The organism is Pseudomonas sp. 09C 129, from assembly GCF_002843625.1.
Classification (GTDB): Bacteria; Pseudomonadota; Gammaproteobacteria; order Pseudomonadales; family Pseudomonadaceae; genus Aquipseudomonas; species Aquipseudomonas chlororaphis.
On sequence record NZ_CP025261.1, the window covers coordinates 3371576 to 3388976 of the forward strand.

A 17401-nucleotide genomic window follows, 5' to 3' on the forward strand; every position below is an offset into this window, starting at 1 on the left:
ATGACTGAGATCTTCCTGACCCATGCCCCCGGCGTGCGCGCCAATTACTACGCCGAGCAGCCGCTCAGGCAGCTTCAGGCCCTGGGCAATGTCCGGCTCAACGACTCGCCCGATCCGCTGTCGCTGGAGCAACTGGTCGATCGGGCACAGGGCTGCTCGATCATTGTCGCCAGCCGCGAGGCGGCCGCGCCCGCCGAATTGTTCGAACGCCTGCCACAGCTTGCGGCGATCTGCCGGGTGGCGGTGGACATCCGCAACATCGATGTTGAAGCCGCCAGCCGTCACGGCGTTCTGGTCACCCATGCGACGCCGGGGTTCGACCGCTCGGTGAGCGAATGGGTGATCGGCGTGATGATCGACCTGGCGCGGGGCATCAGCCGCGCGGCCGCCGATTACTGGCAGGGCAGGGCGCCGCAGGTGCTCATGGGGCGGGAGTTGCGCGGGGCGACGCTGGGGATCATCGGTTACGGCTTCATTGGCAAGCGCCTGGCCGACATTGCTCGGCTGCTGCAGATGCGCGTGTGGGTCAATGACCCGAATGCCCGGATCGATGAGCCCGGCATCGAACAGGTGTCGTTCGAGCAGGCCATCGGCGCCGCCGATTATGTGGTCTGCCTCGCGCCGGCGGTCGAGCGGACCTACAACCTGTTCGGGCGCGAGGCCTTTCGCGCGATGCGCCCCGGCGCGTTCTTCATCAACGCCTCGCGCGGGGAACTGGTGGACGACACTGCCCTGCTCGAGGCACTGGAGCAGGGGCTGATTGGTGGCTGTGCGCTGGATGTCGGCCGCGCGCCAGACCAGATGCCCGCGCCACTGCTGGCCGCCCATCCCAAGGTCATTGCCAGCCCGCACATCGGTGGGCTGACACCCGAAGCCAGCGAGCATCAGGCCATGGACACCGTGCGCCAGGTCCAGGCCTTGCTCGCAGGACGAGTTCCGCAGGGGGCGGTGAACCTGGCGCGCGCGGCCCGCGCCCGGGATGTATTCCGGCTGCAATCCCACTAACCAGGAGTACTCGCGACTATGACCTTGCCCAGCCACGCCACCGACTGCCACGTGCACGTGTACGACCCCGTGCGCTTTGCGGCGCCATCGGCGGTCCCGACCGCGACCTGGAGCGACTACGCGCGGATGCAACAGCAACTGGGCCTGCAGCGCGCGGTGCTGGTCCAGCCAGTGGGGTACGGCTTTGACAATGCCTGCCTGCTGGATGCGCTGCTGCAGGCCGGCCAGGCAGCGCGGGGCATCGCCGTGATCAAGGCCGAAACGCGCTGGAGCGAACTGTCCCGCCTGCATCAGCAAGGTGTGCGCGGCGTACGTTTCATGATGGTGCCAGGGGCGGGCGGGGTGCTGCCCTGGGACGCGCTGGAAAGGATTTCCTGGCGTATTGCCGAACTCGGCTGGGTGATCAATCTGCAACTCGACGGCCGCGACCTGCCTTGTTATCAGGAGCGTCTGCTGGCGTTGCCGAGCAGGCTGAGCATCGACCATGTGGGCAAGTTCCTCGAGCCGGTCCCCGTTGGCCATGCTGCCTTCCAGACCCTGTTGCGCTTGCTGGACGGCGGCAATACCTGGGTCAAGCTTTCCGCTCCTTACGAAACCTCCCGGGTCGGCGCGCCGCTGTACGAGGATGTCGGCGTACTGGCCAAGACGCTGATCAATAGCCACCCGGAACGTTGCCTGTGGGCAAGCAACTGGCCGCACCCGGGGCGCGACCCGAGGCCGAGCGACAGCGCCATGCTCGACCTGCTGTCCCACTGGGCCACGGACGGCGCCTGGCGCCGGCGCATCCTGGCGGATAACCCGGCGGTCCTTTACGGCTTCGACGACTGAGGCGGCTAGCGGGCGGTGCCTGGCAGGACGGCGCGAACCCTGGCCCCGGTCGCATAAATTTGAAATGCACGGCATTGCCCGACAGAATCGCGCCCCGATCCGGCCACAGGCGCCGGACGTTCGTGGTGAAAAGGGGCGGCAGTTGAACCAACAGACATTGTCCATGCGCCTGGAGCGCGTGGCGGCGCATGTGCCAACGGGTGCGCGCCTGGCCGATATCGGCTCGGATCACGGCTACCTGCCGGTGGCATTGCTGCGCCGTGGCCTTATCGCCGCGGCGGTGGCCGGCGAGGTGGCGTTGACGCCGTTCCACGCGGCCCAGCGCAGCGTGCGCGAAAACGCGCTGGACTCGGGCATCAGCGTGCGCCTGGCCAACGGCCTGGCGGCGATCGAGCCGGAAGACGGGATCACGGCGATCAGCATTTGCGGCATGGGCGGCGAGACCATCCGCGACATCCTCGACAGCGGCAAGGCGCGCCTGAGTGGCCAGGAACGCCTGATCCTGCAGCCCAACGGCGGCGAGCAGCCCCTGCGCCAATGGCTGATGGAGCATGGCTACCGCATCCTCGGCGAGGAAGTGCTGCGGGAAAACCGCTTTTACTACGAAATCATCGTCGCCGAGCGCACCGGGCCGGTGAGCTACACCGCCGAGGAGCTGTACTTCGGCCCGCTGCAGCTGCAGGCCCGCAGCCCGGCCTTCCTGGCCAAGTGGCAGCGCATGCTGCGCCTGAAACACAAGACCCTGGCCCACTTCGCCCGGGCACGGCAGGCCGTGCCCGAGGAGAAGGTCCAGGACATCGCCCGGCAGGCCCGGTGGATCAGCGAGCTGCTGGCCTGAACGCGGTCCAGGGGTTGTACAGGAAGGGGCGCTTTGAATCCCCTATCATTCAAGCATTCACAAACCGAGCAGAAAAAACATGAATCGTCGCAAGAAAATCAATCAGCTATTAAAGGCTAACGCGAAAAAGGCCAGTGCCAAGCTGGCACCGCGAAAGCCCAAATACATCAGCAAGGCCGACCGATTGAAGCTGGCTGCCGAGTCCAGTCCGGAGTCCGTGGTGTCCTCCGAGAGCTGATCCATGGCGCTTGAGCGGCCATTGCTGCTACAAGGCCCGGCTATTTACATCAACCTGTTAGCCGGGTTGGGCCGCCAGGCTATTACTGACCTTGCGTCCCAGCACAAGTACCGTGACAAAACCGCAGCCCACCAGGACCGTGGCCAGGCTCAACAGCACCGAGCTGCCCAGCTGGTCGACGATCCTCCCGCCGAAGAACGAGCCCAACGCAATAATCACCTGGAACAAGGCGACGAAGAGTGGCATGCCGCGTTCGACATCCTTGGGCGCTACGACAAACATCCAGATACTGGCGCAGGCCGGGAAGGCGCCGAAGGCGAAGCCCCAGAGCGCGATCAACATCGCAGCGCCAGTCATGCCGGTGGCGAAGTAGGGGAACAGGGCAGTGCTGGTGCCGATCATCAGTGCGACCAGCAACAGGGTATGACGCACGCTCCGGTTGGCGGCGAAGCCGGCGAAAATATTCCCCACGACCCCGGCCACGCCATACAGCAGCAGAAATGAACCAATAGTCGGCCCATCGAAGCCGGCACTCTGTTTGAAGAAGGGGGCGACATAGGTGTACGCGGCAAAGTGCGCCAGGCCGATCAGCAAGACTGCGATCAGTCCGACCCGAGCTTGTGGGTTGATGAACAAGGCCGGCAGGTCACTGATGCGAATGGCCTTGTCCGGGGTGAGCCGCGGAAGCAGGAAGACCTGCGCCAGCAGCACCGGTATACCCAACAGCGCGGTGACCAGGAAGGTCATGCGCCACCCCATCAGGCCACTCAGCCAGGTGCCTACGGGCACGCCCAGTACGGTGGCCAGGGTCACACCGACCATGATGATCGAGGTGGCCTGGGCTACGCCCACTCCTTTGGGGGCCAGGCGGCCGCTAAGGGCAATGGCGGTAGCCCAGAAACCGCCGATGCTGATGCCCAGCAGCACACGGCCGAACAGCAGCAGGTTGAAGTCGCTGGCGTAGGCCACGACCGAGTTGGCGATGATCATGATCAGCGTCAGGCCGATAAGCAGATTGCGACGGTCCAGGACACCGATGCCCACAGACAGCAAGGGGGCGGCGAGGGCGGCCATGATGCCGGGCAGGGTAACCATCAGACCGGCGTGGCCAGCAGTGATGCCCAGGTCGCTGGCGACATCGTTGAGCACGCCCACCGGGAGAAACTCGCTGGTCACCAGGGCGAAGGCACCCACGGCGACCGAGAGAATCGCCAGCCACTGTTGTTTGACGCTCTGTTGACTATGTTCGAGGAGGCCGTGAGGGGCCTGGCTTGCGCTTGACATGGTGCTGGGTTCCAAGGGGGATGTCGCCTGAGGCGGACAGGGGCGCGGGGGAAAATTCGAGGCGATTATAGGAGTCGGTTTTGGCACGCCGAGAGGCGAGCCTCTCGATAATAATCATCAATGCCATCGATTAAACGCTGGGCGAGTACCGGCTGTTGGCCGGTCGCGACCCATTCGGTAACGGTCATCCCTGTCACATTGATCCGGCAAGATGGAGGGGCACGACGTCCTGAACGCGCCTGGGCATAGGGCGGAAACCGCCCTGATTCGACCCCCTCAGCGCAAACTCCACGACACCCCGACATACATCGCCATGCCTTCCCCCGGCGTCGATCGCGCGGCGTCCAGGCCTTTGTCGTCGTAGCCCGGGGTGACGGTAGCGGCGTAGTGCTGGTCGGTCAGGTTGCGCAGGTCGAGCCAGGTCTGCCAGTCGCCCTTGGGCGCGTTGTAGCCCAGGGTGGCGCCGAACAGCGCGTAGGGATCGGCGTAATAGCTGTTGGCGTAGTCCACCGCCACTTTGGACACCAGTTGCGTGTTGAGCGCGGCGAAGAAGCCCAGGGGCCAGTCGTAGCGCAACTCGCCCTGGTAGTAGTGCATCGGCAGGCCCGGCAGGCGGTTGTCGCCGAAACGTTCATCGTCGCGGTAGTGGAAGTCGCTGAAGGTGTAGCTCTGGCGCAGGCTCAACTGGCCGCCGTCGTCCCGCGACCACAGCGTGCTGTCCAGGCTGGCTTCCACGCCCTGGTGCACGGTGGGGCTGGCGTTGAGCTCGTAGGGCGTGGTGGCGTTGGCGTCCGGCAAGACCGAGAGCAGTTCGTGGCGCACCTGGGCGTAGTACCAGGCCAGGCTCCATTGGCCGATGGCGCTGTCGCCACGACCGCCGAGCTCCAGGGTGGTGGCGGTCTGGTTGTGTAGCTTGATCGGGTCGCGCTGGGTGCCGGTGGCGGCGCCGCTGCCGGCCGGGAAGCGAATGTTGGAGCTGTAGATCAGCGACCAGGGGTGGGGCGCCTCCACCGAGCGGCTGAGGTTGCCGAACAGTTGCAGGTTGGGGGTCAGCTGGTAGCGCAGGCCCAGGCGCGGGGCGTAGTCCCAGTCGCCGAGGCTGGTCTTGCCACCGCCGTCGGGGTAGGTCACGGCGCTTTCGCGGCGGGTGTAGATGGCGGCCAGGCCGGTGGTCAGCCACAGGTCGTCGGCGATCTCCAGGTCATTGCCCAGATGCAGGACGCTGTCCGAACCCTGGTAGGTGAAGTTGCGCATGTGGGTGCCCGGCGCATAACCCGCAGTGTTGCCGCTGGGAATACGTACCAGCTCGCTAGCCCCTGAGTTGGGCAGGTGCTTGGTCACGCGCAGGCCCAGGGTGCTGTGGCTTTCCAGGCCCCAGAGGGTGTCGCGGCGCTTGTAGTCGAAGGTGCCGCTGACGTCGGTGTAGGCCACCTTGAGGCGGTTGGGGCCCTCGCGCAGGTCCATGGGGTAGTCGTGGTAGACCAGGCCGGTCTGGATACTCGAATCGTCGTCGATGTACCAGGTGGTCTTGTTGCCGATAAAGGTGCTGCCCGGCTGGTCGCGGCTGTCGTTACGCGTCACGTAGGCCGGGTTGGCCGCCCGTGGGTCGTGCTCGATGGAGCCTTTGGTGACCCGCCCGGCGAGGTCGTTGTCAGTCTGGCGATGGCGGATATAGAAGCGGGTTTCCAGGTTCGGGTTGAAGCGATAGCCGAAGTTGGCGATGACCCCCTGGCTCTTGCTGGCGCTGTGGTCCTGGTAGCCGTCGGAGCGGGCGTCGGTCAGGGACAGGTAGTAGTCGAAGTCGCCCAGCACCTGCCCGGAGCTGACCTGGCGCTGCTGATAACCGTGGCTGCCGGTGGCGTAGCGCACCTGCAACTTCGGCGCGTCGTAGCCGGTGTGGCTGATGTAGTCGATGGCGCCGCCCAGGGCCAGGGCGCCGCGGTCGAAACCGTTGGCGCCGCGCAGCACTTCCACCCGCTCGAGCCACAGCGGCTCGAGCAACTCATAGGGCGTGCCGCCCGGGCCGCTCAGCGGCAGGCCGTCGAGCATCGTGTACAGCCCCGAGGCATGGGCGCCCGGCGCGCGGTTGATCCCCGAACCGCGGATCGAAATCTTCACCCCTTCGTTGCCCGCGGACTGGGCATAGACCCCCGGCTGATACGCCAGCACATCCTGGTTGCTGGCCACGCGGCCCTGCAGCGGGCGGCGCAGGTCCACCACATTGCTGCCGCCGGGCACCTGGGCGAGCCGCGCCTTGGCTTCCTCGATCGATGCGTCTTCGCCGCTGCGCTCCTCGGCGCCGATCAGCACTTGTCCCAGCTCAAGGCCCTGGGCTTCGGCCGGGGCCGGACAGACAAGGGCCAGGCCCAGCAAGGCAGCGGGCAGGGGACGGGGCGAGGGCATCGGGGGGAACTCCAGGCATGGGCAACGGGCAGTGAGAACTGCGACGTATGAAAGAACGAAGGAAACACATGGCAATTTTGTCTTTTGCCAGGCAGGCGCAGATCGGCAGGAGTCCAGCATCCATGCCCGTGCGCTATCAAGGCTGTTCGCAATGGATATATCCGCGCATCGGCGTTCGGCTATCGTCACCCTATATGACTCGATCGCGCAGCCGCTGTGCTTTTGCGTTGACGCTATGTCGGCCGCTGCTGCGATTCACCCACCGCTCTCAAATGCGAGGACATCACGATGAGCGCCCACAAAGCCGTCGCTGTTTCACTGGCCATTCTCAGCGCAGCCTTCCTGGCATCTGCCGCGCTCGCCGAGGGCACAGGGTTGATTGCCGCCACCCCCGCTGAACTGAAATGGACACCCGCGCCCTCGGTAGGGCCTGGGGTGATGATTTCGGTGATCGAAGGCGACCTGAAAAAACCAGAGCCCTTCACGATGCGCCTGATGCTGCCGGCCAACACGAAAATCGGCGTGCATACCCACCCTGTGACCGAACGTGTCACCGTGATCTCGGGCACCTTCTACTTCGCCACCGGCGACAGCTTCGACGCGGCCAAGGCCAAGGCCTATCACCCGGGCGACACCCTGATCATTCCCGTCGGCATGCCGATGTACGCCGCCACGCAAAAACAGGAAACCGTGCTCCAGCTCCACGGCACGGGCCCCTGGGGCATCACCTACCTCAACCCGGCGGACGACCCCAGGAACAGCAAAAAATAGGCAATGGCTGAAGGCTGGATTCGATCTGATATGTGTCAGGCAGGGCCTGACACATATCCCTCTGTTTTGACTATTAACAGGCTATGGATTTTGCACCCTCGATATACTCTTCAACCGAGTTGGTGGCAGAGTGGACTCTTATGCCTTTGAGCTTACCCAGTGGCGGGTTTTCCCAGTACTCCGATGCGGTGATGGGGTAGACGGGGAGTATGGAAACTCCCTGAGGCGGGTCAGCAACGAAGTCAAAGTCTTGAATCCCGTCTTTCGGGAAGTCGATGTAAAACCGCGGTTGCAATCTTGGGTTGGTCCAGCCCGGAGAGCCCACCAGGCCATGGGCCAATATATGCAGCTGTGGTGGGTTGGACTTGAGCAGTGACAGGTGGATGTCCAAAACTTTCATTATGCTAGCCATCTTCGATCTCCTTTCGATGAGTGCGCCTCTTTTCACCTCGGCGCTCGGGTGTAAAACCTTCTAGCTGAAAGCCTGATACGTTTCAGAATGTCCCTTGGCAGGCAAGAAGTGTCATGTGCACTTCCTGGATGGTTCTCTCCTTGAGTACCGGGAGGAACGAGTAGGCGAACACGCTACTGTTCGAAAAGGAGTACGGCATGGACAGTGAACTCAGGCCCGTTAAAACCGGTTCGGCTGCTGTTGGGTAGACACTAGTAAAGGAGCCTGCCAGCTGCCAGGCCCGATCATCGGATACCGCAGATGGCTGGGCGCCACCCGCGCAAGCGTTTCGCCAGGAGGCAACCGCGGTGCCTGCTAAACCAGGGGAGGTTCGATACGCCGCAATTTTATTGAAAAGAAAACCGACTCTGCTTATCTCTCATCCAGGGCACGAGGTTTCGTGCCCGGCATATCCCTACGTCAAAGCCCCTGCTCAAAGGTACCTCCATGCTGCTCGCTCGTTGGCTGCCAGGCTTGGCCAATCTCCTGCAATACCGCCGCGAATGGTTCAGGTACGACCTGCAGGCCGGTTTGTCGGTGGCCGCCGTACAGATCCCGATTGCCATCGCCTACGCCCAGATCGTCGGGCTGCCGCCCCAGTACGGCTTGTACGCCTGCGTGCTGCCGATGATGGTCTATGCCCTGGTGGGCAGTTCGCGGCAGTTGATGGTCGGGCCGGATGCGGCCACCTGCGCCATGGTCGCCGGGGCGATCGCCCCCCTGGCGCTGGGCGATCCCGAGCGCCTGGCGCAGTTGGCGGTGATTGTCACGGTGCTGGTCGGCCTGATGCTGATCGGCGCCGGCATTGCCCGGGCGGGGTTTATTGCCAGCTTTTTCTCGCGGCCGATCCTGATCGGCTATCTGAACGGCATCGGCCTGAGCCTGCTGGCCGGGCAACTGGGCAAGGTGCTGGGCTACAAGATCGAAGGCGACGGTTTCATTCTCAGCCTGCTGAACATGCTGCAGCGGCTTGGCGAAACCCATTTGCCAACCCTGGCCATCGGGGCGGGCGCCCTGGCGCTGCTGATCTGGCTGCCGCGGCGTTTTGCCAGGTTGCCGGCAGCGCTGGTGACGGTGGCCATCGCTACCTTGTGCGTCGGGGTGCTGGGCCTGGACAGCTACGGGGTCTCCGTACTGGGACCGATCCCTTCGGGCATGCCGCAGTTGAGCTGGCCCGAGACCAACCTGAGCGAACTGAAACGGCTGCTGCGCGATGCGCTGGCGATCGCCACGGTGAGTTTTTGCAGTGCGATGCTGACGGCCCGCAGCTTCGCCGCGAGGAACGGTTATACGGTCAATGCCAACCATGAGTTCCTGGCGCTGGGGGTGTCCAATATCGCCGCCGGGGTCTCCAGCGGTTTCGCCATCAGCGGCGCCGATTCGCGCACGGCGGTCAACAGCATGGTGGGCGGCAAGAGCCAGTTGGTGGGGATCATCGCCGCCCTGGTGATTGCCCTGATCCTGCTGTTCTTCACCGCGCCCATGGCCTGGATCCCCCAGGCGGCGCTGGGGGCGGTGCTGTTGATGGCCGGCTGGGGCCTGATCGATATCCAGGCGATGCGGGTTATCCGCAAGCTCAGCCGTTTCGAGTTCTGGCTCTGTGTGCTGACCACCCTGGGGGTGATTGGCGTGGGGGTGCTGCCGGGCATCATCGTCGCGGTGCTGCTGGCGATCCTGCGGTTGCTCAAAAGCATCTATCAGCCCACCGACGCGGTGCTGGGCTGGGTGCGCGGGATCGAAGGCCAGGTCGATATCAGCCAATATCCGCAGGCGCGCACACTGGCGGGGCTGGTGGTGTATCGCTTCGATGACGCGATCCTGTTTTTCAACGCCGACTACTTCAAGGCGCGCCTGCTCGAGGCGGTCGAACGCGAGCCCGAGCCCCGCGCCGTGCTGTTGGTCGCCGAGGCGGTGACTTCGATCGACGTCAGCGGCATCGTGGCCCTCAGGGAGGTGCGCGACACCCTGCTGGCCCGCGGCATCATCCTGGGCATTGCCCGGCCGCACGGGGCATTCCTGCGGATGCTGGTGCGTTCAGGCCTGGCGCGCGAGCTGGAGCAGCAATTGTTGTTCCCCTCGGTACGCGCCGGCATCCGCGCTTATCGGGTCTGGCGCAATCAGGTGCAGCGTGAGGCGCTGAAAGATGAGCCGCGGGCCGGCACCGCATAACGGGTGTCCAAGCCGTCTCATGACTGAATGCGGCCTTGGCCAGCCACCACCAACGCTTGACCCAAGAGGAGGTACGGCATGCAACGATTCACCGGCGGTTGCCTGTGCGGCAAGGTGCGGCTCGTGGCGTCGGGGCCGCCATACCGGGTCGGTTTGTGCCACTGCTTCGACTGCCGCAAGCACCATGGCGCGCTGTTCCATGCCTCGGCGATCTTCCCCGAGGACGCGGTGACCGTCGAGGGCGAAACCCGCGACTACGCCGGGCGGTATTTCTGCCCGCACTGCGGCTCGTCGGTGTTCGCCCGCAGCGCCGACGAAATCGAAGTGAACCTGGGTGCCCTGGATGCCCCCGACCAACTCAAGCCCACCTATGAAAGCTGGACTATTCGTCGCGAGTCCTGGTTGCCGGCGTTTCCACTCGCCAGGCGCTACGAGCGCGACCGCGATGCCAGCAGTCGCTTCGAGCAATAGCTGTCGCCCCGGCTATGACCAGGGCGTCTCGGGCGCCACCCCGCGCGGGCGTTTCGCCAGGAGCTTGCGGGCGGTGTCGACGAAGGGCGTGACGATCAGGCTGTAGACCGTCAGGTAACGCCGGTGGTCCCGCTCGCCGGTGCCGAAGCGTAGCGGCTCGGGTGTCGAGGAGGTGACGTAGAGCGTGCCGAACATCCAGTCCCAGAGGGACAGGTTGGTGCCGAAGTTGCGGTTGAAGTGGCGGGGCGCGTCGCTGTGATGGATCTGGTGCTGGGCCGGGCTGTTCAACACATGCTCCAGCCGCGGGCCGAACGACAGCCAGACATGGCTGTGCCGCAGGTTGGCCGCCAGGCTGTTGAAGATGAATATCAGGTAGGTCACGCCGAACAGGGTGTAGCGGCCGATCTCGCCGCCGCAGGCATACCAGAAGCAGCCGGCGTAGAGGCCCAGGCCGAGGCTGATGCTCAGCTTCTCGACGATCTTTTCCACGAAGTGCACCCGGCTCGCCGTTGCCGGCACCAGCACCGGCGCCGAGTGATGGACCTTGTGGAAGGCCCACAGCCAGCGCGAGTGAAACGCCCGGTGCGCCCAGTAATGGAGGAAGTCCTTGAGCAGGAACACCCCCAGCCCGTAGAGCAGCGCCAGCCCCAGGTTCTGGCCCAGGCGCGGGCGCTCGCCCCAGAGGTTGCTGAAAAAGGCCAGGTAGTCCCCGGAGCGCAGGATGTAAGGGTCGACCAGATGGACGATGGGCAACACCAGCGCAACCTTGAGGATGGCGCGCACGAAGTAGTAGCGGTAATCCAGCAGCGCCGAGGGATGCAGGTGCACCCGGCCGCCGCCGAGGAATTGCCAGAACGAGCGGGCGTGGCTCAGGCCGCGGCGCTTTCGGAAACGGAACAGGCCATAGGCGACGCCGTAGGACACGCACAGGAACAGGACCCCGAGCCGGCCGTTCAGATTGAAAATGCCGAGAAATTGCGCGGTGACAGGGGCGATTACCCACTCGGTCAGGTGCTTGTAGACAAGCGACAGGGCATCCACGAATCGCCAGCCTCTGAGCCAGAAAAAAAGAATGGCATTGTAAATCAGTTCGGTTTGGCCGGGCAGGGTGGCGCGACAAGCAGGCAAGGTGCCCCGCGCGCCATCCGCCTGGAACTGGCCGCGACTGTTGGAGTACGCTGGCCGTTCGCTGTATTCCAGAGGTGCCTGGCTCATGACCCTGTTACGGGAATCCGCAAACCTGTTGCTGCAACCTCGGGTGGGCGCGGGCTGCATCCGCGCGCGCGGCGCCGAGGGCGCGGTCCTGCAGTCGGCGTCGCTGTTCGACGGCCTGGTGACCATCGATCATCGTCGCTGGGCCTGCCGCGAAGCCGAGCTCAGCTGGACGGCGCCGCAGCACGTGGTGATCCTCACGGAGCGCGGGGCAACGGCAAAGACTCATATCCGCAGCAGTTCAACGCTCACCTACGAAGGCTGCGACCGCCCCGGGTCGATCAGCTTCGTGCCGGCCGGCGTCGAGCGCCAGGGCTATTTTCGCGATGCCGACCTGATCTATACCGCCCTGTGGATCGACACTGCCCTGGATTTTCCCGGCTGCCCGCGGCTGGCTGAATTGCCCATGCGCATCAACAGCGGCGATGGGGTGATCCATTCGCTGCTCGCCGCCCTCAGCGCCGAGATGGCCGGCGGGCATGTCCCGGAAGCCAGCTACATAGAGCATCTGGTGGCGCTGGTGGGGCTGCGCCTGGGCCGGGTCGATACCGGTAGCGCTGGCAGCGGACGCCTGGGGCCTCAACTGCTCAAGCGCTTGAGCGACTACGTCGATGCACGAATCGAAGGCAGCATCTCGCTGACCGAACTGGCGCGGATCGCCGGCATGCCCGTGGACACCTTCGCCCGGCATTTCAAGGCCGAAACCGGCATGGCGCCCTATGCCTATGTGATCGAGCGCCGGGTGCGCCGCGCCGAAAGCCTGCTGCGGGCCGGCAGCATGCCGATCAGCGCTATGGCGCTGGAGCTGGGGTTCTCCAGCCAGAGCCACTTCACCTCGACCTTCCGGCGGATCATCGGGACCACCCCGAACAGCTACCGCCAGCAGGCGTCCAGAATCCTGACAAGCTCGTCCTGATACCTGAAAGAACGGCGCCGCGCCCTTGGCGATACTCGCGTCCAGCCGTTCATTTCAGGAGAGCACCATGCAAGACCTGGATTCACCGCGTCCGTCGCGCCGCGCGCTGCTGCAAGCCGGGGCCGCCGCCAGCCTGCTCTGGGTGGGGGGCAGCGGCGCGCTGGCCCAACCCGCCCCGACGCCGCCCAGCCCCGCCCGCCCATTGCCGTCCCAGGCGATCACCCTACGCATCAATGCCAGCGACCAGTTGCTGGACCTCGACCCACGCACCACCTTGCTCGACGCGCTGCGTCATCAACTGGGCATGACCGGCTCGAAGAAGGGCTGCGACCACGGCCAGTGCGGCGCCTGCACGGTGCTGGTGAATGGCCGCCGGATCAACGCCTGCCTGAGCCTGGCGGTGATGCATGACGGCGACGAAATCACCACCATCGAGGGGCTGGCCAATGGCGATCTGCTACACCCCCTGCAAGCCGCCTTTATCGCCCGCGACGCCTTCCAGTGCGGCTACTGCACGCCGGGGCAGATCTGCTCGGCGGTCGGCATGCTCCAGGAAGTGCGCGCCGGCTGGCCGAGCCATGTCACCGACGACCTGACAGGCCCGCCCGCCGGCCTGAGCGACAGCGAGATCCGTGAACGCATGAGCGGCAATCTGTGCCGCTGCGCGGCCTATCCGAATATCGTCGCCGCCATCCGCGACGCCGCCGAGGAGGCCTGAACCGATGATGCCTTTCAGCTATGCGCGTGCGAGCGATGTGCAGCAGGCGGTCAGCCTGATGGCCGCGCAGCCAGGGGCGCGCTTTATCGCCGGTGGCACCAACCTGATCGACCTGATGAAGCTGGGCATCGAGCGGCCCAGCCACCTGATCGATATCAGCCGCTTGCCCCTGGCCGCGATCGAGGACAGCGCCGAGGGTGGCCTGCGTATCGGCGCCCAGGTGTGCAACAGCGACCTGGCCGCCGACAGCCGGGTCCGCGAGCGCTACCCGCTGCTGTCCCAGGCGCTGCTGGCAGGTGCGTCGGGGCAGATCCGCAACAAGGCCTCGACCGCCGGCAACCTGTTGCAACGCACGCGCTGCCCGTACTTCTACGACCCGGGCATGGCCTGCAACAAGCGCGAGCCTGGCAGCGGTTGTTCGGCCTTGCAGGGGCACAACCGCATGCACGCGATTCTCGGCGCCAGCGAGTTGTGTATTGCGGCGCATCCCTCGGACATGGCGGTGGCCATGGTCGCCCTGGAGGCGCGGGTGGAGACCCTCCTGCCCGACGGCCAGCGCCGCTCCCTGGCCCTGGATGAGCTATACCGCTTGCCCGGGACCACGCCCGAGCTCGAAACCCGACTGGCCCATGGCGAGATGATCGAGGCCATCACGTTGCCGCCGCCACTCCCGGGACGGCAGCTGTATCGTAAGGTGCGGGATCGCGCTTCCTATGCCTTCGCTTTGGTCTCCGTGGCGCTGGTGCTCGAAGTCCGCGCGGGGCAGGTGCGCACGGTCCGCGTGGCCCTCGGCGGCGTCGCCCCCAAACCCTGGCGGGCCACAGCAGCGGAGCAGGTGTTGCTCGGCCAGCCATCCGATATGGCGGTTTACCAGCGCGCCGCCGAGGCCGCCCTGGCCGGCGCGCGCGGGCAGGGCGGCAACGATTTCAAGATCCCCCTGGCCAAACGCACCCTGCGCCAGATGCTGGCCAGTGCGACTCAAGAGCGAGCATTGGCATGAGCACATCAGGACCCACCCCATCCGCCGCCAACGGCCCCATCGGCCAACCGCTGGACCGGGTCGACGGCCGACTGAAGGTCACCGGCCGCGCGACCTACGCCTACGAGCAGCGGGAAATGGGCGACACCGCCTATGGCTACATCCTCGGCGCGACCATCTCCCGGGGCCGCATCAGCGCGATCGACACCCGCGAGGCCGAACGCACGCCGGGCGTGCTCTATGTCATGACCCATCGCAACGCACCGGCCCAGGCGGCATTCGGCCCGGCGGTGACGCCGACCACGGGCGAGGTGTTCACCCGGGCCCGGCCGGTGTTGGCGAGCGACGCTGTGCGCTACTACGACGAACCGGTGGCGCTGGTGGTGGCCTCGACCTTCGAGGCCGCGCGCGCGGCGGCTCGGCTGATTCGCGTGCGCTACTCGTCGGAGCAGGGCGACTTCGACCTTGCTTCCCGCCTGGCCCAGGCCTACATCCCGCCGCGGACCAACGCCGGCTTCCAGACCGACAGTGCCATCGGCGATTTTGAATCGGGGTTCGCCAATGCGCCGGTCAAGCTCGACAGCACCTACAGCACCCCGTACCAAAGCCACGTGCCAATGGAGCCCCATGCCTCTATCGCCGCCTGGTCCGGGGACGAGCTGACCCTCTACACCTCGGCGCAAACCCTGGCGAACTTCCGTAGCGGCCTGGCCAACACCCTGGGCATCGCGCCCGAGCGCGTGCGTATCGTCAGCCCTTACATAGGCGGGGGCTTCGGCGCCAAGCTGATCATCCATCCCGACGCGGTGCTGGCGGCGTTGGCCGCCCGGGTACTCAAGCGCCCGGTGAAGGTGGCCCTGACCCGCCAGCAGATGTTCGCCAACGCCGGTTATCGCCCGGCCATGCAGCACCGGGTAAGGCTGGCGGTGGACAGCAGCGGCAAGCTGACGGCCCTGGGGCACGACGTCTGGTCGAGCACTTCGCGTTTCGAAGAGTTCTGCGAGCAGACCGCGGTGTTTGCCCGCTCGCTGTATGCCGCGCCGAATCGCCTGACGCGCCATCGGCTGGTGCCGGTGGATCTCAATCGCGGCGAGTGGATGCGCTCGCCGGGCGAAGCGCCGGGCATGCTCGCCTTCGAGAGCGCCATGGACGAGCTGGCCGAACGCCTGGGCCTGGACCCCATCGAACTGCGGGTGCGCAATGAGCCGGAGTTGGACCCCGAACTCGGCGTGCCGTTTGCCTCGCGCAACCTGCTGGCCTGCATGCGCACCGGTGCCGAACGCTTCGGCTGGAGCCGCCGCAAGCCTAAGCCCGGCAGCGTGCGCGAGGGCCGCAAGTTGATCGGCATGGGCATGGCCGCGTCGATCCGGCCCAATTACCTGGGGTTGTCCAGGGCCCAGGTGAGCCTGGGTCCGACAGGTCGGGTGCTGGTGCGCCTGGACATGACCGATATCGGCACCGGCACCTACACCATCCTGACCCAGGTCGCCGCCCACAGCCTGGGGGTGCCAATGTCGGCGGTGCAGGTGCAACTGGGAGACAGCCGCTTCCCGCAGACTTCGGGCTCCGGCGGCTCCTGGGGAGCGGCCAGTTCCGGCTCGGCGGTGGAGGCCGCCTGCCAGGCCCTGAAGCAGCGGATCATCCAGGCCGCCGGCGCGCCTTACAACCAGGCGCCGGTACGCTTCGCCGACGGCCGTATCAGCACCGGCGAGCGCTCGGAGCGCCTCAGCGATCTGCTGCTGCGAGTGGCTCCCACGGGGTTGCAGGCCGAAGGCAGCGTCGGGCCGATGGGGGAGGACTACAAGCAGTTTTCCCAGCATTCCAACGGCGCGCACTTCGTCGAAGTCGCGGTGGACATCGACACCGGCGAAGTCCGCCTGCGGCGCATGCTCGCGGTGATCGGCGCCGGGCGCATCCTCAACCCCAAGACCGCGCGCTCGCAGATCCTCGGCGGCATGGCCTGGGGCGTCGGTGCGGCCCTGATGGAGCAGACCCTGCTGGACACCCGCCACGGCCATTTCGTCAACCACGACCTGGCCGAGTACCTGGTGCCGGTCAATGGCGATATCGCGGCGATGGATGTGCTGTTTCTCGAAGAGCCCGATCCCAGGGCCAACGCCCTGGGCATCAAGGGCCTTGGCGAGCTGGGTGTGTGCGGGGCCGGGGCGGCTGTAGCCAATGCCGTCTACAACGCCACTGGCATCCGGGTGCGTGAGTTTCCGCTGACCCTGGACAAGCTGCTGCCCGGGCTTGCGGCCCTGGAGGAGTAGGCGCAGCCTGCATCGACAAAAATTCTCGACGGCATGCCCTGGATTGGGCGAGGCTTGTGGGCCCGCAACCGCCCGGTTGGCGGGTGTGGAACTCAAGCCATCAGCCGACGGACACCTCCATGAACCTTGCCACCCTGATGCTCTTCCTCCCGGCCTGTTTCGCCCTGAACATGGCGCCTGGGCCGAACAACCTGCTGTCGATCCGCAATGCCACTACCTATGGCTTTCGCGTCTCCTGCCTGGCGGGAGTAGGGCGGCTGGCGGCCTTTGCCCTGATGATCGCCCTGGCGGCGACCGGGCTGGCGGTGGTGCTGCAAGCTTCGGAGCTGCTGTTTCACGGGATCAAGATTCTGGGGGCTGGCTACCTGCTGTACCTGGCGTACCAGCTGTGGACGGCGGATACCCAGGTCGAAGCCGAGAACAAGGCCGCGCCACTGGGCCTGCTGGCCTTGGCCCGGCAGGAATTCCTGATTGCTATCGGCAATCCGAAAGCCATCCTTATTTTCACCGCCTTCCTGCCGCAGTTCGTCGACCCGCAAGCCCCGGTTCCCGCCCAATTCCTGGTGCTCGGCGCACTGTTCCTGGCCCTGGAATGGATCGCCATCAGCGCCTACGCCTACATGGGCCTGCACCTGCGCCGCTGGTTCGCCGAGCCACGGGGCAAGAAGCTCTTCAACCGCTGCTGCGCGGCGTTGTTGTCGGCGGCGGCTTCGGTGTTGCTGTTGGCGCGGCGGGCTTAGTTTTGGCCGGCGGGAATAGGGCGGTTTGTAGTCAGGGGCTGATGGGCCAGGTGCAGGAAGGGATGCGCGTCGGCATGAATTTCAATCGGCCGCCTTTCAAGGATAATC

16 protein-coding genes are annotated in these 17401 nt (G+C 65.6%); 12 read left to right on the forward strand and 4 right to left on the reverse strand.

Translation table 11 applies throughout. The annotated features are described in order from the left end of the window. From CXQ81_RS15330 to CXQ81_RS15345, 4 genes are all read left to right on the forward strand, one after another. Positions 1 to 1005, forward strand: a complete 1005-nt coding sequence (locus CXQ81_RS15330) for an NAD(P)-dependent oxidoreductase (protein ID WP_101337688.1) — start codon at positions 1 to 3, stop codon at positions 1003 to 1005. A gap of 18 nt (positions 1006 to 1023) precedes the next feature. Beyond that, positions 1024 to 1833, forward strand: a complete 810-nt coding sequence (locus CXQ81_RS15335; protein ID WP_101337689.1) for an amidohydrolase family protein — start codon at positions 1024 to 1026, stop codon at positions 1831 to 1833. A gap of 142 nt (positions 1834 to 1975) precedes the next feature. Further along, positions 1976 to 2671: a tRNA (adenine(22)-N(1))-methyltransferase TrmK gene (locus CXQ81_RS15340; RefSeq protein ID WP_101339421.1), complete on the forward strand. Its 696-nt coding sequence runs from the start codon at positions 1976 to 1978 to the stop codon at positions 2669 to 2671. 79 nt (positions 2672 to 2750) lie between these two features. Further along, the gene (locus CXQ81_RS15345) at positions 2751 to 2909 is read left to right on the forward strand and encodes a DUF2986 domain-containing protein (RefSeq protein ID WP_007931951.1); all 159 of its coding nucleotides are present in this window, start codon (positions 2751 to 2753) and stop codon (positions 2907 to 2909) included. Positions 2910 to 2966: 57 nt separating this feature from the next. Here CXQ81_RS15345 and CXQ81_RS15350 read toward each other — a convergent pair whose 3' ends face one another. Then, positions 2967 to 4193 (reverse strand): MFS transporter, encoded by a 1227-nt coding sequence (locus tag CXQ81_RS15350; protein WP_087089273.1) that lies wholly within the window; start codon positions 4191 to 4193, stop codon positions 2967 to 2969. A gap of 276 nt (positions 4194 to 4469) precedes the next feature. Then, on the reverse strand, positions 4470 to 6596 hold the full coding sequence (locus CXQ81_RS15355) for a TonB-dependent receptor domain-containing protein (RefSeq protein WP_101337690.1): 2127 nt from the start codon (positions 6594 to 6596) through the stop codon (positions 4470 to 4472). Positions 6597 to 6884: 288 nt separating this feature from the next. Between CXQ81_RS15355 and CXQ81_RS15360 the strand changes: the two genes are divergently transcribed. Next, positions 6885 to 7367, forward strand: a complete 483-nt coding sequence (locus tag CXQ81_RS15360) for a cupin domain-containing protein (protein WP_101337691.1) — start codon at positions 6885 to 6887, stop codon at positions 7365 to 7367. A 73-nt stretch (positions 7368 to 7440) separates the two neighbouring features. Here the strand turns inward: CXQ81_RS15360 and CXQ81_RS15365 are convergent, their stop codons facing one another. Continuing rightward, entirely contained in the window at positions 7441 to 7779 is a 339-nt protein-coding gene (locus CXQ81_RS15365) for a hypothetical protein (protein WP_101337692.1), read from the reverse strand. Between the two features lie 486 nt (positions 7780 to 8265). On the opposite strand from CXQ81_RS15365, the gene CXQ81_RS15370 reads away from it, so the two are divergent. Together CXQ81_RS15370 and CXQ81_RS15375 are read left to right on the forward strand one after the other, a co-directional pair. Next, a complete protein-coding gene (locus tag CXQ81_RS15370; RefSeq protein ID WP_101337693.1) occupies positions 8266 to 9987 on the forward strand; it encodes a SulP family inorganic anion transporter in 1722 nt (573 codons plus the stop codon). A 78-nt stretch (positions 9988 to 10065) separates the two neighbouring features. Then, positions 10066 to 10458 (forward strand): GFA family protein, encoded by a 393-nt coding sequence (locus CXQ81_RS15375; protein WP_101337694.1) that lies wholly within the window; start codon positions 10066 to 10068, stop codon positions 10456 to 10458. A gap of 12 nt (positions 10459 to 10470) precedes the next feature. Here the strand turns inward: CXQ81_RS15375 and CXQ81_RS15380 are convergent, their stop codons facing one another. Then, positions 10471 to 11499 (reverse strand): sterol desaturase family protein, encoded by a 1029-nt coding sequence (locus CXQ81_RS15380; protein ID WP_101339422.1) that lies wholly within the window; start codon positions 11497 to 11499, stop codon positions 10471 to 10473. Between the two features lie 172 nt (positions 11500 to 11671). Here CXQ81_RS15380 and CXQ81_RS15385 point away from each other — a divergent pair, with 172 nt between their 5' ends. The 5 genes from CXQ81_RS15385 (at position 11672) to CXQ81_RS15405 (ending at position 17293) form a co-directional block, all read left to right on the forward strand. Further along, positions 11672 to 12586, forward strand: a complete 915-nt coding sequence (locus CXQ81_RS15385) for a helix-turn-helix domain-containing protein (protein ID WP_101337695.1) — start codon at positions 11672 to 11674, stop codon at positions 12584 to 12586. Positions 12587 to 12653: 67 nt separating this feature from the next. Then, complete coding sequence (locus CXQ81_RS15390) at positions 12654 to 13304, forward strand: 2Fe-2S iron-sulfur cluster-binding protein (RefSeq protein ID WP_101337696.1); 651 nt, start codon at positions 12654 to 12656, stop codon at positions 13302 to 13304. 4 nt (positions 13305 to 13308) lie between these two features. Further along, on the forward strand, positions 13309 to 14304 hold the full coding sequence (locus tag CXQ81_RS15395; protein ID WP_101337697.1) for a xanthine dehydrogenase family protein subunit M: 996 nt from the start codon (positions 13309 to 13311) through the stop codon (positions 14302 to 14304). Next, entirely contained in the window at positions 14301 to 16553 is a 2253-nt protein-coding gene (locus CXQ81_RS15400) for a xanthine dehydrogenase family protein molybdopterin-binding subunit (RefSeq protein ID WP_101337698.1), read from the forward strand. Before CXQ81_RS15395 ends, CXQ81_RS15400 begins: the two co-directional genes overlap by 4 nt. Positions 16554 to 16672: 119 nt before the next feature. Continuing rightward, a complete protein-coding gene (locus CXQ81_RS15405; protein WP_101337699.1) occupies positions 16673 to 17293 on the forward strand; it encodes a LysE family translocator in 621 nt (206 codons plus the stop codon). Positions 17294 to 17401 lie beyond the last annotated feature (108 nt).

What these genes read in the sequence shown, in the direction of transcription:
- CXQ81_RS15390 (WP_101337696.1), top strand. Translation starts at nt 12,654, where the DNA reads ATGCAAGACCTGGATTCACCGCGTCCGTCGCGCCGCGCGCTGCTGCAA.
- CXQ81_RS15345 (WP_007931951.1), top strand. Translation starts at nt 2,751, where the DNA reads ATGAATCGTCGCAAGAAAATCAATCAGCTATTAAAGGCTAACGCGAAA.
- CXQ81_RS15370 (WP_101337693.1), top strand. Translation starts at nt 8,266, where the DNA reads ATGCTGCTCGCTCGTTGGCTGCCAGGCTTGGCCAATCTCCTGCAATAC.
- CXQ81_RS15375 (WP_101337694.1), top strand. Translation starts at nt 10,066, where the DNA reads ATGCAACGATTCACCGGCGGTTGCCTGTGCGGCAAGGTGCGGCTCGTG.
- CXQ81_RS15400 (WP_101337698.1), top strand. Translation starts at nt 14,301, where the DNA reads ATGAGCACATCAGGACCCACCCCATCCGCCGCCAACGGCCCCATCGGC.
- CXQ81_RS15360 (WP_101337691.1), top strand. Translation starts at nt 6,885, where the DNA reads ATGAGCGCCCACAAAGCCGTCGCTGTTTCACTGGCCATTCTCAGCGCA.
- CXQ81_RS15335 (WP_101337689.1), top strand. Translation starts at nt 1,024, where the DNA reads ATGACCTTGCCCAGCCACGCCACCGACTGCCACGTGCACGTGTACGAC.
- CXQ81_RS15330 (WP_101337688.1), top strand. Translation starts at nt 1, where the DNA reads ATGACTGAGATCTTCCTGACCCATGCCCCCGGCGTGCGCGCCAATTAC.
- CXQ81_RS15385 (WP_101337695.1), top strand. Translation starts at nt 11,672, where the DNA reads ATGACCCTGTTACGGGAATCCGCAAACCTGTTGCTGCAACCTCGGGTG.
- CXQ81_RS15355 (WP_101337690.1), bottom strand. Translation starts at nt 6,596, where the DNA reads ATGCCCTCGCCCCGTCCCCTGCCCGCTGCCTTGCTGGGCCTGGCCCTT.
- CXQ81_RS15350 (WP_087089273.1), bottom strand. Translation starts at nt 4,193, where the DNA reads ATGTCAAGCGCAAGCCAGGCCCCTCACGGCCTCCTCGAACATAGTCAA.
- CXQ81_RS15365 (WP_101337692.1), bottom strand. Translation starts at nt 7,779, where the DNA reads ATGGCTAGCATAATGAAAGTTTTGGACATCCACCTGTCACTGCTCAAG.
- CXQ81_RS15405 (WP_101337699.1), top strand. Translation starts at nt 16,673, where the DNA reads ATGAACCTTGCCACCCTGATGCTCTTCCTCCCGGCCTGTTTCGCCCTG.
- CXQ81_RS15395 (WP_101337697.1), top strand. Translation starts at nt 13,309, where the DNA reads ATGATGCCTTTCAGCTATGCGCGTGCGAGCGATGTGCAGCAGGCGGTC.